The 16016-nt window shown below is 60.7% G+C and carries 16 protein-coding genes; 7 read left to right on the top strand and 9 right to left on the bottom strand.

From position 1 onward, the window contains the following. Positions 1–72 precede the first annotated feature (72 nt). Both nusA and rimP read right to left on the bottom strand, forming a co-directional pair. Positions 73–1548, bottom strand: a complete 1476-nt coding sequence (gene nusA, locus AB1286_RS03925; protein WP_430362030.1) for a transcription termination factor NusA — start codon at positions 1546–1548, stop codon at positions 73–75. Then, positions 1545–2003, bottom strand: a complete 459-nt coding sequence (gene rimP, locus AB1286_RS03930; RefSeq protein WP_430362031.1) for a ribosome maturation factor RimP — start codon at positions 2001–2003, stop codon at positions 1545–1547. The genes nusA and rimP overlap by 4 nt, the downstream gene beginning before the upstream one ends. Between rimP and AB1286_RS03935 the strand changes: the two genes are divergently transcribed. Beyond that, positions 1963–2130: a hypothetical protein gene (locus AB1286_RS03935; RefSeq protein WP_430365138.1), complete on the top strand. Its 168-nt coding sequence runs from the start codon at positions 1963–1965 to the stop codon at positions 2128–2130. The genes rimP and AB1286_RS03935 overlap by 41 nt on opposite strands. A gap of 221 nt (positions 2131–2351) precedes the next feature. Here AB1286_RS03935 and rluB read toward each other — a convergent pair whose 3' ends face one another. After that, entirely contained in the window at positions 2352–4112 is a 1761-nt protein-coding gene (rluB, locus tag AB1286_RS03940; protein WP_430362032.1) for a 23S rRNA pseudouridine(2605) synthase RluB, read from the bottom strand. 59 nt (positions 4113–4171) lie between these two features. After that, entirely contained in the window at positions 4172–5257 is a 1086-nt protein-coding gene (gene scpB, locus AB1286_RS03945; RefSeq protein WP_430362033.1) for an SMC-Scp complex subunit ScpB, read from the bottom strand. Positions 5258–5997: 740 nt separating this feature from the next. On the opposite strand from scpB, the gene AB1286_RS03950 reads away from it, so the two are divergent. Together AB1286_RS03950 and AB1286_RS03955 are read left to right on the top strand one after the other, a co-directional pair. Further along, positions 5998–6396: a transposase gene (locus tag AB1286_RS03950; protein WP_430362034.1), complete on the top strand. Its 399-nt coding sequence runs from the start codon at positions 5998–6000 to the stop codon at positions 6394–6396. Between the two features lie 205 nt (positions 6397–6601). After that, positions 6602–6859 (top strand): hypothetical protein, encoded by a 258-nt coding sequence (locus AB1286_RS03955; RefSeq protein WP_430362035.1) that lies wholly within the window; start codon positions 6602–6604, stop codon positions 6857–6859. A gap of 204 nt (positions 6860–7063) precedes the next feature. Here the strand turns inward: AB1286_RS03955 and AB1286_RS03960 are convergent, their stop codons facing one another. Beyond that, entirely contained in the window at positions 7064–7375 is a 312-nt protein-coding gene (locus AB1286_RS03960) for a hypothetical protein (protein WP_430362036.1), read from the bottom strand. Between the two features lie 288 nt (positions 7376–7663). On the opposite strand from AB1286_RS03960, the gene AB1286_RS03965 reads away from it, so the two are divergent. The 3 genes from AB1286_RS03965 to AB1286_RS03975 all read left to right on the top strand — a co-directional run bounded on the left by AB1286_RS03965 (position 7664) and on the right by AB1286_RS03975 (position 9216). Beyond that, positions 7664–8341 (top strand): YdcF family protein, encoded by a 678-nt coding sequence (locus AB1286_RS03965; RefSeq protein ID WP_430364979.1) that lies wholly within the window; start codon positions 7664–7666, stop codon positions 8339–8341. A gap of 155 nt (positions 8342–8496) precedes the next feature. Beyond that, complete coding sequence (locus tag AB1286_RS03970) at positions 8497–8787, top strand: hypothetical protein (RefSeq protein WP_430362037.1); 291 nt, start codon at positions 8497–8499, stop codon at positions 8785–8787. 171 nt (positions 8788–8958) lie between these two features. After that, positions 8959–9216 carry a DNA-binding protein gene (locus AB1286_RS03975; RefSeq protein ID WP_102646598.1) on the top strand — a complete coding sequence of 86 codons (258 nt, stop codon included), beginning with the start codon at positions 8959–8961 and terminating at the stop codon, positions 9214–9216. 551 nt (positions 9217–9767) lie between these two features. On the opposite strand, the gene bamC is transcribed toward AB1286_RS03975, so the two are convergent. The 4 genes from bamC to AB1286_RS03995 form a co-directional block, all read right to left on the bottom strand. Continuing rightward, the gene (gene bamC, locus AB1286_RS03980) at positions 9768–10988 is read right to left on the bottom strand and encodes an outer membrane protein assembly factor BamC (RefSeq protein ID WP_430362038.1); all 1221 of its coding nucleotides are present in this window, start codon (positions 10986–10988) and stop codon (positions 9768–9770) included. Between the two features lie 140 nt (positions 10989–11128). Then, positions 11129–11362, bottom strand: coding sequence for a hypothetical protein (locus AB1286_RS03985; protein ID WP_430362039.1), 234 nt, complete (start codon positions 11360–11362; stop codon positions 11129–11131). A 991-nt stretch (positions 11363–12353) separates the two neighbouring features. Continuing rightward, on the bottom strand, positions 12354–12809 hold the full coding sequence (locus tag AB1286_RS03990; RefSeq protein ID WP_430362040.1) for a hypothetical protein: 456 nt from the start codon (positions 12807–12809) through the stop codon (positions 12354–12356). Then, positions 12791–14071, bottom strand: a complete 1281-nt coding sequence (locus AB1286_RS03995; protein WP_430362041.1) for a DUF6402 family protein — start codon at positions 14069–14071, stop codon at positions 12791–12793. Before AB1286_RS03995 ends, AB1286_RS03990 begins: the two co-directional genes overlap by 19 nt. A gap of 610 nt (positions 14072–14681) precedes the next feature. Here AB1286_RS03995 and AB1286_RS04000 point away from each other — a divergent pair. Continuing rightward, positions 14682–15344 (top strand): dihydrofolate reductase family protein, encoded by a 663-nt coding sequence (locus AB1286_RS04000; RefSeq protein ID WP_430362042.1) that lies wholly within the window; start codon positions 14682–14684, stop codon positions 15342–15344. Positions 15345–16016 lie beyond the last annotated feature (672 nt).

The following is a 16016-nucleotide window of genomic DNA, read 5'->3' on the forward strand; positions in this document are numbered from 1 at the left end:
GATTCCTTGCGGTTAACATCGGGTCATGCGATCCAAAGATCGCTATCTAATCAGTGCGCCATGGTCATTCACTCACTGGAACCAGTGTTCACGTGCTTTCATGATCAACGCCTTCGCGGCTTCCTCTTGCATTCCGGTCATTTCGACCAATTCGTCGACAGCTAGCTCGGCCAGCTCGTCGCGCGTTTGAATCTGGTGCTCGGCGAGCTTGGTGAGCAGGTCGGCATCCATCCCGTCGAGGCTCTTCAGATCGAGCGCCACGCCCTCGACCTTCTCCTCGTTCGCGATCGCCATCGTCAACAACGCATCGCGCGAGCGATTGCGCAACTCGTGGACGGTGTCTTCGTCGAACGCCTCGATTTCGAGCATCTCGTTGAGCGGCACGTAGGCAATCTCTTCGAGGCTCGTGAAGCCTTCGTCGATGAGGATGTCGGCGACTTCCTCGTCGACGTCGAGCCGCGCCATGAACAAGTCGCGCAAGACGCCGCGCTCCTGGTTCTGCTTTTGCGCCGACTCGTCGGGCGTCATGATGTTGATTTGCCAGCCGGTCAATTCGCTGGCGAGACGCACGTTTTGGCCGCTACGGCCGATCGCGACGGCGAGTTCGTTTTCGTCGACGACGACGTCCATCGAGTGCTTCTCTTCATCGACGACGATCGACTGAACCGCGGCGGGCGCAAGCGCGCCGATCACGAACTGGGCGGGATCCTCGGACCATAGCACGATGTCGACGTTCTCGCCGCCGAGTTCGTTACGCACGGCCTGCACGCGGGAGCCGCGAATGCCCACGCAGGTACCGATCGGATCGATGCGCTTATCGTAAGCCACCACGCCGATTTTCGCCCGCACGCCGGGATCGCGCGCCGCCGCCTTGATCTCGAGCAGGCCTTGCTCGATCTCGGGCACTTCCATTTCGAACAGCTTCATCAGGAACTCGGGCGCCGTGCGCGAGAGTTCGATCTGCGGGCCGCGTGCCGTGCGGTCGACCTTCGCGATATAGGCGCGCACACGGTCGCCGACGCGCAAGTTTTCCTTCGGAATCAGTTGATCGCGGCGCAGCAGCGCTTCGACACGACCCGATTCGACGATGAAGTTGCCCTTGTCCAAACGCTTGACCGTGCCGGTCATGATCTTTTCGCCGCGCTCGAGGAAATCGTTCAGGATTTGCTCGCGCTCGGCGTCGCGCACCTTTTGCAAGATGACTTGCTTGGCAGCCTGAGCGCCGATCCGGCCGAATTCGATCGACGGAATCGGCTCTTCGATGTGTTGGTCGATTTCGATTTCGGGTTCTTGCTCGCGCGCTTCGAACAGCAGGATTTCTTGATCCGGTTCTTGCAGGCCGGCCTCGTCCGGCACGACGCGCCAACGGCGATACGTTTCGTGCTCGCCCGATTCCCGATCGATATGCACGCGAATGTCCACGTCTTCTTCGAAGAGCTTCTTGGTGGCCGACGCAAGTGCGGCTTCAAGCGCAGCGAACACCACATCTTTATTGACGTTCTTCTCGCGCGCCAGTGCATCGACCAGCATCAGTACTTCGCGACTCATTGTTTCCGGCTCCTAAAGTCAACGTGCGGGACCAGGCGTGCGCGGTCCATGTCCGCGAGCGTGAAATCGAGCATCGCGGCGCCTTCCTTTCCTTCAAATTCCAAACCGATCGTTTCGCCGTTCGGCGCATGCAGGATGCCCCGGAACGTCTTGCGCCCGTCCAACGGCTTTTTCAACGTCACGACGACTTCGCTACCGGCGAAACGCGAAAAGTCCGCCAATTTCTTGAGCGGACGATCGAGTCCCGGCGACGATACTTCGAGCCGTTCGTAGTCGATGTTCTCAACCGTCAGAACGTGCTGGAGCTGACGCGTGACTTTTTCGCAATCCTCGATCGCGATACCGGCCGGCTGGTCGATATAAATGCACAGCATGCCGCGCCCGGTGCGCTCGAGGTCCACGAGCTCGTAGCCCATGCTCGAGACCGTGGTTTCTATCAGTTCCGTCAGTTGCACAGTGCCCTCTAAGGTGTTCGCGCTCGCGCGTTTTACCCAAGGGGCCGCGCGCCACGCCATGCGGACGCGCGAAATGGTGCTGCTGGCAGAGATGCCGAACCGTTACCGCCAAAAAAAAATGGGCTAAACGCCCATCATCTTCTTACCGGTGGTCGCACCTGAGCCGCACAGAAAGCCGCACGCCCAGCGACTTTGTAAGTTTAGCATTTTTCGCGACGCGTTGCAAAGCAACCGCCGCGTGAATACCCCGGCGACGGGGCGTTCACGCAACAGATGCAGCCGCAAGAAAAGCTTGCGCGCCTCGCCGCGGTACGCGATCGTTCGCGGCGAGGCGAGCGCAAACGGGGCCTAGCGACCGCGCGAACGACCGCGCGGCGCTGGGCCTTGACCGCCGCCGCGATTACCGCCGCCACCGGAGCGGTTACCGCCCGGGCCACGATTGCCGTTGGCATTGCCGCCGCCGAAGGCACGCTTGCCGCCTCCCGGGGAGGACGAGGACGGTGCACGATTGCCGTCGACATCGCGCGGACGACCGCCTTTTTGGCCACCGCCACCGGCACCGCCCACGCCGCCACCGGCACCGCGCCCGCGGTTACCGTAGCCGCCGCCGTGCGTATCGCCGAAGCCGCCCGCGCCCGCGCCGAAACCGCCCGCACCGCGACGGCCGGCGCCGCGTCCAGGCTGCTCGAAACGTCCATGCGCGGTCAGCACGGGTTCGCGGCTGATGAAGCCCATCGACGTTTGCATCGGATCGGGCTGGCGCCGCTCGGCGCCCTGGCGCTTCGCGCCTTTCTCCTCGGTAGGCGCCTTCAGCCCGACGGCTGCCATCAGGCTGCGCACTTGGGCTTCTTCGAGCTCCTCCCAGCGGCCGCGGTGCAAACCGCGCGGCAGCGAGATCGGGCCGTGACGCGTGCGAATGAGCCGGCTAACCATCAGACCCACCGCTTCGAACATGCGTCGCACTTCACGGTTGCGCCCTTCGGCAAGCGCGACGTGATACCAATGATTCGTACCTTCGCCGCCGCCGTCGCGGATCCGCAAGAAGTTGGCGGGACCGTCGTCGAGCTCGATCCCGTGCAGCAGCTTCTGCCGGGAACTCTCGGAGAGCTCACCGACAACCCGAACCGCGTACTCGCGCTCCACGCTGTAGCGCGGGTGCATGAAGCGGTTGGCCAGATCGCCCGAGGTCGTCAGCATCAACAGACCTTCGGTATTGAAGTCGAGCCGGCCCACGGCGAGCCACTTCGCCGTCTTCATCGGCGGCAGCTTATCGAACACCGACGGGCGCCCTTCCGGATCGGCGTGGCTGACGATTTCACCGGTCGGCTTGTGGTACAGCAGCACGCGCGGCGGCTTGGTTTGCACGCGGCGCTTGACGGGCTTGCCGTTGATCCGCACTTGATCGGTCGGCATGATGCGCTGGCCGATATGCGCAGGCTCGCCATTGACCGATACGCGACCCGCGACGATCAGCTCTTCCATCTCGCGGCGCGAGCCCATCCCGGCTTCGGCCAGAACTTTATGCAGCTTGGGCGCATCGTCATCCGGCGCGAGCACGCGCTTTGGGGGCGCCTGCCGTCCGCGACGCAGCATCGGCGCGCGCACGCCGCCCGTCGTGCCGTTGTCGGCGTCGAACGCGGGGGACGTAACGTAGGCGAACAAATCGTCCTGAGCGCCCGCTGCCGGCTGCTCGACGCGCTTCGCCGGCTTGCCTTTTTCCTTGGCCTCGCGCTCCTGGCCGCCGCCTTCTTCGCGGCGATTGCCGGCTTGCTTGCGGCCGCCCTTTTGCGCGGCCTTACGCGGCGCGCGCGTAGGTGCGGGGGCATCGACGTCCGCGGACGGCGCCGCGGTGGGCGCTTGCGCCTCATCGCCTTCGGGAGCATCCTGGCCGGGCACCGCGGCGCCGGCTTCGCCCTTCGTCTTGGCGGCGGCGCGCCGCCGCGCAATCAGACTGCGCGGGCCTCGCCGTAAACCGCGGCGGGGACGCTCTTGATCGCCCGTCTCCGCGATATGGGCGCCGTGCTCGGATTCACCCGGCGCATCGTCGCGGCCCGCAGCGTCTACGGCATGCCCGGATGCGGACAAATCGGTGTCGTGGGTATTCGTCAAAACAACCTCAAATGTCAATTGCGCGCACCCGTTGCAGGCGCAGCGTGCGTTCGATTACGTCAGGCACTTCGCGACGCGGGTTCGTCGTCTGTATAAGCGTCAGCGTCGTCGGCCGATTGGCCGTTCTCGGGCGCGCGTCTACCAAAGGTATCCGCCGATTGGGCATCGGCGCTCGGTAAAGCGCCCTCTCCTTGCCCACGCCCTTGCGGTTCGGCGTCGACCTCGTCGGACGCCCCATTCCCCGGCAAACCGCGACTCTCGTCGCGCTCGCCGCTGTCGGCAGCGCTCGCATCGCCGATGGACGGCGCAACGTTTGCCTGCCCGTCGCGCAATGCGCTCGTATCCGTGTTCTCATGTTCGCCGCAAGCCGTCTCTTCCCGAGCGGATACGGACGGTTCGGCGTCGGTCTGGACAGCGCTTTCGTCACCCGCGCTCGCGCGGGCGTCGCTCTCCGTCAAACCAACGTCTAGCAAACCAACGGCCTGCTCGGCGCCGGCTGCCTCACTCGGCTCGGCAGCGCTGTGCCCATGCGCATCCTCGGCCGCACTCTCTTGCGCCAGGCCTTCGACGAGCGCCGCATCGTCCGGAAACTCGATCGCATGTTGCGCGAGCAGGTCGGCCGCGTTTTGCCTCGTCGGATCTTCGAGCGGCGGCAGCTCGTCGAGCGCCTTCAGCCCCAGATCGTCGAGAAACTGCTTCGTCGTCGCATAGAGCGCAGGGCGGCCCGGTACGTCCCGGTGCCCGATCACTTCGACCCAACTGCGATCCTCGAGCTGCTTGATCACCTGCGTATTGACGGTGACGCCGCGAATCTCTTCGATGTCGCCGCGCGTGACCGGTTGCCGGTATGCGATGATCGCGAGCGTCTCGAGAACGGCGCGCGAATACTTCGGCGGCTTCTCCGGATGCAAGCGATCGAGATAACCGCGCATACTCGGCTTGCTCTGAAAGCGCCAGCCGGTTGCGAGCCCGACGAGTTCTACGCCTCGCCCGGACCATTCGTTTCTCAGATCCTCAAGTAACGCACGGACTGTATCCGCCGATACGGCATCGGCGAAAAGCTTGCGCAAATCGCCGACCTTGAGCGGCTCCTGCGCGCAAATCAAAGCAGTCTCGAGGACGATCTTCGCCTCTTGGGTATTCATGCAGCTAGGTCAGACCCTGTGGTCAACGAACCGGATCAAACAGACGAAATGGAACTGAAGACGCGCTCGCCCGATTTTGATCGGTCATATTGATGGGAGCACGGACCGGGGGGCGGCGAATCGAGCAGCGCTCGAGCCAAGCCCAGCCGGACGAAGCAGCGGTTTTCCGGAGAAGGCGCCGCGTGACTGAACGCCATCTTACGCAAAAAGCCCGGGGGCGTAAAGAACGAATCAAACGACGCCACCGTGGCGTAAAGCGCACCGAAGTCCAAATATTGAACAGGCTCGCAGCGTCCCGAAGCAACGTCTAGACCCTTTGGTATTGCTGCAATAGCAAAGCAACTCGCATACGTCGCATGCGCCCGTCACAAGCGAGAGACAGGCCGCCTCGGCGTTCGTCCGCACGCCGATTTATCGCATCGCAATAAGCGGGCACCGGCGCACTTTCGGCGCGCGAGGGTGCACTAGATTGGTGATTGCCCTGATTTCCGACCCCGGCGTTTTGGCGTCTTATACGCCCCTAGCTGACGCCCCAACAAGCCCGTGGCACAGGGGCTTCCAGGCATTCGCCATCGACATGGCACGGTCCATGCATTGCTCGGCGCGCTGCGGTCGGCGCGCTGTTCGATGATCAACATCGTACCGGCGCCGACCGGCTCGCTCGACACCCCAAGAGGGTGTCTTAGGGGTGTGCGGCACGGGGCAGCGCACCGGGGTCAGTTTCGCTGAGGTGAGGACATATGGTGTTCGACGATTTGAGAGATAACGAGTGGGCGCTGGTCGAAGCGCTGTTCTGTGCCGAGCCCGCAAGGAGCGAGCGACGCGGACGCCCGCGCGTCGAAGCGCGTGCCGTTGTCAACGCAGTGCTGTGGGTCTTATCCACTGGCGAGGGATGGTCGAAGCTGCCGGGCCGCTACCCGTCGCCGCCTACTTGCCGGCGCCGCTTCGACGAGTGGCAAACGGACGGCACCCTCGTTGAAATCGTCAAACGTCTGAGCAGCTGTGGCCGTCAAGTCTCGCTGCGCGGACGGATCGGCGCGACTGCGGTCAAACCGCCCGCGCCGCGTAGCCCGGAACGCTTGCGCGGCGCGTTCTGGACCAACCCGGAATCGTGGCGGGCGCCGGTCAAGATGGCCTAACGCTCCCGCACGCTCGCAACAAGCGCACCGCATCCATAGCCGGCGGCTGAGCATCAGCCGCCGCGCCCTACCCGCTTCCTCGCCGGTTGGCGTGGCAGTGCGACTCCGAAACATCCATTTACTAATATTTACAGCGCGCTTTCGCTCGCACGCCTATCGTGTCGGCATGCCGACACGCCGCCGGCATTTTGTGCCGGACATTCGAATGAAGTTAGTCATTCACGCAGCGGGTTTGCTCGTATGTAGCCTCGGCATCGCTGTCGCACAGTCGACGCTCGCCCGCGCGCAGCCTACGCAACCGTCGACGCGGCACCCACCGGAGATGTCGGCGGGTTGGCACGCCCCGACAGCGCCCGCGCCCAGCGGCGCTTCGGCCCCGCGCGGCAATTTGCGCAGCGACATCGAGAGCAATGCGCGCTGGAATGAAAACAGCGCTCGCCCTCGCGGTCCGCATCGGCGTTGACGTGAAAGGCGCAATCCGCCAATCGAACAACGCGAATCGAATCGACGGGAACCACTGGCCGTTCAGCCAGTCGGAGTATTTGCCATGAGCACAGCGTGGCAGCAGAAATATCCGGTACCCGTATCCTCGCGATACGGGTTTTTTTATTGGGATATAGGCGACGCACTAGGCCGATTGGCTGAGGCGGTACGACGCGCTTGCGGACTAGGAGCGTAGCTCGATTGCGGCGGCCGCTTCACTGGGCGCGTATTCGCCGGCTTTCGCATCCGTCCAGCTGAGCGCCCGCTCCTCGCGAGCCAGCCGATTGAATTCCGCGCGTCCTTTCTCGGTCAGAACGGCGATATCGACGGGCGCATGAAAACCCGCGCCAGGTGCAACCGTACGCTGGCGGACCGTTTCCATCAGACCCAACCCGCGTAAATATTCGAACACACCGGGGCGTTTAGCCCAGGGAACCTGACGATATTGCACTCGCCTAAGCGCTTCGAGCACCGCTTCGTTGGAATACGTGGTCATCTCGACTCTTTCTTAAAGTGCGGCCGCCGTCACGCGTGACGGCGCATGCCTTACGGCGGCCGGTACGGTGAGCGCCAGCCGTCGAGCCGGGGCGGCAACCGGCTGTACCGGTCCCGTCATATCGTGCGTACTGCCTATAATCGGGCCCTTCGCCGCATCTCGGAATGCGCGATTGCCCATGGTCCATTCAACGTATCGCCGCCGCAAGCGGCGCTATCCCCGAAACCATACGTTACCCTATCTCAATTGATCATATTCACTTTATTCGCGCTTTTTTCAGTGCTTTTCGTGCTTTGGCGGCGCGCGAGGAAGGCGATCGCCATTGCCGCCCTCGCATTGTTTTGGCTCCTCTCCGCCGGGTGGCTGACCGCCCCGCTCGTGGCGTCGGTGCAAGGCGATGCCGAGCACGCACCGCCACCCCGTTTCGGCGAGCGCAACGTCATCGTCGTGCTGGGCGGCGGGACCCGCTACGATCAGTCCGGCCGACTCGTGCCGAAGCCTGACGTCATGCCTCGCCTCGAGAAAACCGCATCGCTATATGCGCAATGCAAGCAGCAAACGCAGCACTGCGAAGTCATCGTAAGCGGCGGCAATCCTCAACGGCATACGGCATCCGAAGCACAGACCTATGCGCCGTATCTGTTACAAGCGCATGTCGAAGCAGCCGATCTCGTGCTCGAAGACGCGAGCCGAACGACATACGAAAACGCCGAGTACGTCGCACGTATTTTGCGCAGCGAACATTACGATTCGTTGATGCTCGTGACGTCGGCTTACCACATGCCGCGCGCGCTCATGGATTTCCGGCGGTTTGGCCTTATGCCTCAGCAAAGCGCATCGGACGGCCGCACCGTTCGCTGCGGCCTGCTGCCGCGCCGGCCGAACTTGGCCGCAGCCAACATCGCGCTGCATGAACTGATCGGTATGGTCCAGTTCCATGTGTATCGAGCCTTGGGCTGGTTCTGACGACGAGATCCCGACATGTAACGAGACGTAACCGACCGTCGCATTTGCTCCACACGAATCTCGTTGTTGGGCTTATGCTGGCTAGAATTTGCAATGTCCAGCCGGACGGGCAGCATCTGGACCACCATCCATCCATTTTTCGCACGGAGGCAATAATGAAGAAAGCGTCCCTGACTGTCTTGTTTTCCCTTTCGCTGCTGGCCGGCGCCGCTTATGCGCAAACCGATGAAGGCGGGGTCATGATGAGTACGGACCCGGCCAAGGCCGCCGATGTCGAACAGCGGGCGCAAGCGCTCCAGCAACAGCAACAAGAAATGCCGATGCAAGAGCACGAAAAAATGCCGATGCATCACAAGCCCATGCACCATAAGCCGATGCACAAGCATGCGGCGAAGGGCAGCGCAAAGGCCGACAACGCAGCGGCGGCCAGCGGCGCGAGCCAGTAACCGCCGACCCGCGGCCGCGATGCGCCGCGGTTGCTCGATGAGCCGAAGCCGGTCCCGCCGGCTTCGGCTTTTTCGTTTGACGAGGTCGCGCGCGGGGTATGCTAAAGTCGCGCACCCGAAACACCCGAACATTTCGCAACCCGCGCGCACCATGGTGCGCCAGAGGACAGCATGAGCAACATCCAGTTGGATATCGAATGGACTGAAGCGGCATCGCGCAAGATCGAGAAGCTGATGCCGCGCGGTTCGCAAGAAGCGTTTCTCGCCCTGCCGCCCGTCGAATGCTTGCCGATGGAAGGCGACGTGCTATTCCTCGGCCCGGCCGGCAAACAGCAACCGTTTATCGTCGTCGAGCGCCAATACCACCATGATGGCGATGCCGATTGGACCATCATATTGATCCTCGACGTGCCGCAGGCCAATCATTGATCGGCGTAATCGAATTGATTGGTTGTCCTAAGGAACGCGATTAACGGCCGCTCAAAAAAATACCCGCGTTCCGTGGAACGCGGGTAAAACCGTCGCCCTACGAGGATAGGCGACGGGGCCACCGTCGCTCGCGCGGGCACACGCGAGCCGTGTCTTTACGAGGCAAGACTCAGAATCGATCTGGACTTCTTTGGGCTCGCGTCGAACGACGACGCCCTTGCGATCGCCTATTTTTTGGCCGAAGGCCCGCCTCATTCCTCCCTGCATTTTTGCCCTGCGGGCTCAATAAAAGCAGCTTGCATGCCACCCTAAGATACGCGGGCAATTCGCTGATTTAAAAAGAAAAAATGCGACTGTGCGAGCCCAAATCGTTTCCCGGCCGAAACGGCGCGCCGTGACGTTACGGCGTAACGTCACGTGACATCGTGGGTATCGAACGGAACACAACGGAATGGGATCGGTATGACGGGTCGATAAACTGAGACCCGAAAAAAAACCCGCCGAACGGAAGCGGCGGGTTTCGGTGTACGGCGCGTTACGCCGAGACTCGATCAGCGCAGTTGATCGACGAGCAGCGACATGATTTCCTTCGCGGGGCGCGAGGTCTCGACGTTGCCTTTGTCGTCTACTACCGCGACGCGGGTTTGGTTTTCGGTGACCGCCTTTACGTTGACGAAGTATTGCTTCGCCACCTTCTCCTTGCGGCCATGGAACACCTGGCTCCAGAACCCTTGCTCCTCCGAGCTCTTGTCATGCGGATCGACGTAGCGAACCTGATACAGGCCCTTCGTCGAATCGCGGTCGTCGATCGTGAAATTGGAGCGGTCGAGCGCCAGGCCCACGCGCGCCCAAGCTTGATCGTACGACTCGTCCAGCGTGAGTTCGGTCGACGTGTACTGCGCGTTTGTCGCCGCGCTTTGCGCGGCTTGCGACTGTCCGGCCAGTTCCGCGTTACGAGCCGCAACGGCAGCAGCGGCGGCGTCCGCCTTACCGCCCTTGGCCGCGGCGGCATCGCTTGCGGCATTGGGTGCGATATCGGCGGCAACGGGGCCCGCTTGATCGCCGCGCGCGTCGGCCAACGCAAGTCCCGCCATCAAGCGCTTCAGATATTCGAGTTCGAGCGCGGGATCGTTGGGCTTCGCCTCCCACGTGGTCGTATCGTTGTTCACGCCGCTGAGCGCTTCGCGCATGCCCTTTTGGCTGATGAAAACATAAGTGCCGCCGTTGGGCGCCGTCTCGAGACGCGTGCGGAATTTGTTGCGCTCGGCTGCGACGTACGCGTTGCCCATCGCTTTCGACAGCGTGTTGCGGATGATCCCGAGATTGATCTGGGGACGCGTTTCGTTCCAATCCGTTTCGAGCACGTGCTTGTTGCGCTCGTCGACCACGAGCAAGAAACCCTGTTCTTGCCAGAAGCGGCGCACGCGCGGCCATACTTCGTCGGGCGTGCGGCTATCGATGACGAGCCAGCTCTCGGTGCCGTCACGCTGGATGTGCATGCCCTTGACCGGCGGCATCACGGCGTTTTCAGGCGGAGCGGCCTTTTGCACTTGAGCGAGCGCCGAGGCGGACGTTGCGCCGCCTTGAGGCGGCAACGAACGTTGATCGGCGACCTCGTCGAGCATGTTCGGCGGAACGGCCAGCGAGGCTTGCTTCGACTTTGAATCGCTTTTGTAATCGACCTTGGTGGGAGACGAGGTGCTGCAACCGGCAACGAGGCCGCCGGCCAAAACCAAAGCGGCGAACCGCGAGGTAAAACGAAGATCGGTCATGTTCGGGAAATCCTTGCGCTTTCGCCGCCAGTATGTGAATGGGTCAGCCGAGCATTTTACCGGGCCCGGCGAGGCATGTGTAAAAACACACCCAGGCCGCCACGCTTAAGCGTCGATCGATGCGCACATCGTTATGCAAATCAGGTCGCGCCGCCTTGTTCGAGGATATGCTCGAGCGCGGCCGATTTGGCGGCCTCCTCGGCTTGCTGCTCGGTGGGAAACGGGCCACGCGCCACGTGAATGACCGGCCAGTTTGCTTCGTCGCCGGCCTCGCCCGACACCCTGAAGCGAGCAGCATAGCCGCTCGGCTCGGCAGGCACGATTTGAATATCGACGCAAACGCCTTCCATGTGATGTCGCAGGAAACCATCCATAGCCACCTCCTCGTCCCGTCGGAACGGACATGGCGATCATGCTAGCACTGCTCGTGCAAGAGGGAATCGCGCTACGCGGGCAGCAAGTTGCCGCTCGGTGGAGGCTCGGGGAGAAACGCTGCGGGACACGCGATTGAATTCGGCGCGACCGGTGGTAGAATCGCGTCCGCCCTGCCTGGGTGATGAAATTGGTAAACATAGCGGACTTAAGCAATTGAGTGCCCGGCCGGAAACGACCGGTGCAGAACCCTTCAAATTCGGTGAACCCCCTGGCCGATCGCATTCGCGAAGACGCCGAGGCAACGCCGAGCCAAGCCCGAAGCGCAGCTGCAATGCTGCTTCGCGGAAGGTGTAGAGACTAGACGGGGGGCGCCTAATGCGGCTTGCGCGATCAGCATCGTGTACGCCGACGGCGAAGGCATAGTCCAGCGCACGAACGGCAATGCTCGCATCGCCGGCATCGAAAGATGCAGTGTGACGAAAATCCGCCGCCTCACGGCTTGCCGGTTCGAGTCCGGTCCCAGGCACCAGAACTCGCGATCAAAGTGTTGGTTTTGTGAGGGTTCCGCCTTCGTATGGCGTAAATTTGGCGTAGTGCGATGTATGAGCAACTACGCATAGGTTCTCTACAGATCCAATAGGCAACTTAAGGCAAGTCATCGATGGCCGCGGAGCTCGAATGCTTCGCTGTTCGTTGTAAGACGGTGCTCTGAATGAGGACCTGGCGACACGGCGCTCCATCGAAGACGTTGTCTGTTGCGCTTCGCCTCAATTCTGATAGGACCGCTGCCGTTGCAGTAGATCCTGTACCAGATTCGCCGCTCAATTTTTCGCGGCGGCAAGTATGTCATTGGCATCTATTGCAGATCGAGGGGCGCCGTCGCACGCTCCCACTCAGGAATGTCTCAGCGCTTGCAGACCCAATCGGTCCACGCTCAATGGCTCTCATCCAAAATCACTTGATTTACCGCGGCTCCTTGCCTGTCGCGAACTAACTCAATAGCGGCAATCTCGCCCTCACCCAATCCCACCACGTGGGAGGCATGCTGATTCGATGCTCGGAGTTGTCCTGTCGTGAAGCATCGTAGTAAATCAGATAGCTCGAACCATATTCGAGCTCATTCGGCCAATTCGTCATCATCCAGTTAACATAGAATTTGCGCTGCGCCAGCAACACTCCATTTTCAGAAAAAACCTGCAATCTTATTTTGTCATTCATGCGACTTTCGTCGCCACCCGTCCCGCACAGTACTATCCGGTATTTTCTCCCATCAAAAATCTTGACACCACCCTTTAAATCCATCGTATCCCGCCCGCACTCGTAAAATCTATCGGGAAAATTTTTATCAAGTACAAATATTGCCCCGTACAGCACAAAAACAGAAATTAATAATCGCTCGACGATTCTCCATGCCGCCTTAGTCCACCTCATCTTCCCGGCCTGCATATTTCCTCCAAAGTGAACCGAATCGTCTTCGGCAGCCGTACTCGCCTGCGATCCGAATAGATCAGAAAGTCGCCACCGCGATTATACTTCTCCCTCCAAGCATTGTAATCACCATTATAGACGGGGTAATAAACATCCTGCCTCCTCATGCCACCCCCAAAAAGCCCATTTATGACATCCACCGGCTTCTTGAAACCATTATCGTAGAGTAGCGGCAGCGGTGGGGTGCCTGGGTGATTTCCCCATTTAAAATCCCCGCCTTTTTCGCTGCCATTATTTATAAGATTCGCAACCACAGCTGAGGGCACCATAATTACACCATATCGATTCCAATGACCGAGGTATTGCGACGCCGTCCTTCCCGGCCTGTCGGCGAAAGAATAGCTGTCGCGCGCATATACATACACATGCGTCACTTCCACCGAAGATCTACAGCAAAATTCCGGATTAGGCCCAGTGTATTTATAGTATTTCTCTGAATACACTTTCGCGTTCGCGAGCGCAGCCAAGAAAAAGAAATTCCCTAGCGAGGCCGTCAAATCAGTCACCCCACCATTTGCATCGATCGTATCTAGGTCAGTGACCCTCTCCAGTTGAAATTGATAGCCATTATGAAAATCCTGAATCTTACCACCTGACAATTTCCAAGCATCAATATCACCCGTAAGTGCCACTCCCTCATTAACAAATCGCTCCTCGATTATTCTACGCATGATTCTTTTCAATGCCTTTATCGCATTAATGCTGTATATCGATTTATTGAGCAAAGTCCTGAGCCTCGCCTCCGCACCACCATATTTTAGCGTAAAATCCAGTGTGACCGTCTCAGCATCGACCATATTGTCGGGATATGGATCAGCTTTATTCGTCGGGAGAATATATTTACGCCCGTTAAACCAACGCCAAGCTAACTTGGCTGCGACATGAAAGCCCATCTTTTTCATCGCGCCCGGAATATCGAGCATATCGAACGGCGGCGGCGTGCGGCAGTCGTCGTCCCCGTCATCTTTGCTTTTTACCGGCGAGGCGGACGTTGGGGGATCGGGAAGCGGCTTTTCGGGCTCCCTCTGAGCCTTATCGACGGCCTTCAGTTCCTCTGCCTTCCGCGGTGGCGGCGTCCATCCTTTAGGTGCCCTGTCCATCAGGATACGCGCCTGCGGATTGCTCAACGGTTTACAAAGATCCTTTTTCCACTTCGTTTCAGTCGAAAAGAAGCCAACCCTTTCCGGTTTAAAGTACGGAATTCTATTAGGCATTGTCATTGAAGTTATTTCTACTACCCTCGGTATCGCAGCGAACAGCGCACCCCGTCAGATCCCGTTTTCAACGATCGCCAGCGGCAATCGCCTAAGTAAGTGAAAATGAGGCGGGCGAATGCCGCGTGAGGCAAGGGTGCGGTGAACTTACAGCGTAACTACCGAAGGTGAGCCTGTCGGCAAGCCGCCGCCATTATCAGACGAGTTCACGGTCTGCCAAGATCTGCGGCCGAATTCGAAAATCGCCCGGCCGCACAGTGCCCAGCCTAGCTCTAACGTAGGCACGCAAACACTCTTAATGGTCGCAATCGCGCCGTCTCGGTCGGCCGAACGATCGGCGAGGACCGGGGGCTGTATGAGCGATTCCCTGAGCCCTTGAGAGGACAGCGGTTATCTATACTGGCCGTGGTGATCAACTAGCGCGAAGTCAGAAGAGAAAGAACCGTTGCCCCCGGATTAGAGGATCCCCAGAAAAAGCTGCCGCCTTGCAACGACCTGCGCTAACCCCGCGCTCGCCTGCAACGGACCGAGCATTTTGGCTGGACTAATATGGACCAGTCGATAAACGCCGCGCCGAACGAGCCCGTCCGGTAGGCGATCAAACCGGAGACAAACGATGACCCGAGTTCGCGTTCATGGCTTCACGATTTCGCTCGACGGATATGGAGCAGGTCCAGACCAAGACGTCAATAATCCCCTTGGCGTCGGGGGGACCGAATTGCACCAATGGCTACTGCCAACCCGGACGTTCCAGCAGACGCTCTTCGGCAAGGACGCCGGTACAACCGGAATCGACGACGAGTTCGCCGCCCGCGGCTTTCGGAACGTCGGCGCCTGGATCCTCGGAAGGAATATGTTCGGTCCCGTTCGCGGCGCGTGGCCGGACATGAGTTGGACCGGCTGGTGGGGCGACAATCCGCCCTATCACGTTCCCGTCTTCGTCTTGACTCATCACGCTCGTCCCTCTATCGAAATGGAAGGCGGCACGAAGTTCCACTTCGTCACCACAGGCATTCGCGACGCACTCGACCAAGCGCGGAAAGCCGCTGCCGGCAAGGACGTGCGCATCGGCGGCGGATCGCATACGATCCGGCAGTATCTTCGCGAGGGCCTGATCGATGAATTGCACATCGCTATCGCGCCGGTCCTGCTTGGCCGAGGAGAATCGCTGTTCGATGCGATCGATTTGCGGGCGCTCGGGTACGAATGCGTGCAATCCGTCGCGTCGGAGAAGGCCACACACGTCGTTCTGCGCCATCGAGAAAATTCGGACACCTAATCAGCTCGCTCGCATCGACATCCGACCACTAGCAGCGAACGGCCGCGTTGAGTAAGCTGAAATCGATCGAAAACCGGCGAGCGCGGCGCAATCTCCGGCGCTCATTTCCAATCGCAAAAAAAGGGACGAGACCGTGAAAACACCTCTCCTGATAGCGCTCGCTTTAGGAACGATGACCCTCGCCGGATGCGGCAAAAGCAGTGATGAGCCTCCTGCACCGGCGGCGTCGGACACCGCCGCCGCAGCGCCGAGCGAGGCTCCACCTGCGCCGGCCGTATCGAGTCCCGCAACGGATACGACCTCCGCTCCTGCGGCCGTGATGTCGCCTACCCCTGCCCCTCCGCTCGTTACCACGCCTCCAATGGACTCGGGCGCCTCAGGTCCGGAGCAGATGGGAGGAGGACATGCGGGGATACCGAACAGCGCGAGCGAGTGACGCATCGACCGGCCCGACGAAGGTCGCGTGGGCGAAACGTGGCGATACCGGCAAAGTACGGCGAGCGAGCGCATCTTGTCGTTCACGGATGTGCGCAAGCTCGAAGACCACGGAGCGATGTTCGCCGAGCCGCACAGGTTGAAGGAACTGAGCTTCTTGCTTACCACGCCGCGCACAATCGCGTTAGCGCAGCTAACGGATCTGGCCTACCGCGCGCGATGCCACGGCCGATCTCG

Origin of the sequence: Trinickia sp. NRRL B-1857, assembly GCF_050470685.1 — a bacterium.
Taxonomy (GTDB): domain Bacteria; phylum Pseudomonadota; class Gammaproteobacteria; order Burkholderiales; family Burkholderiaceae; genus Trinickia.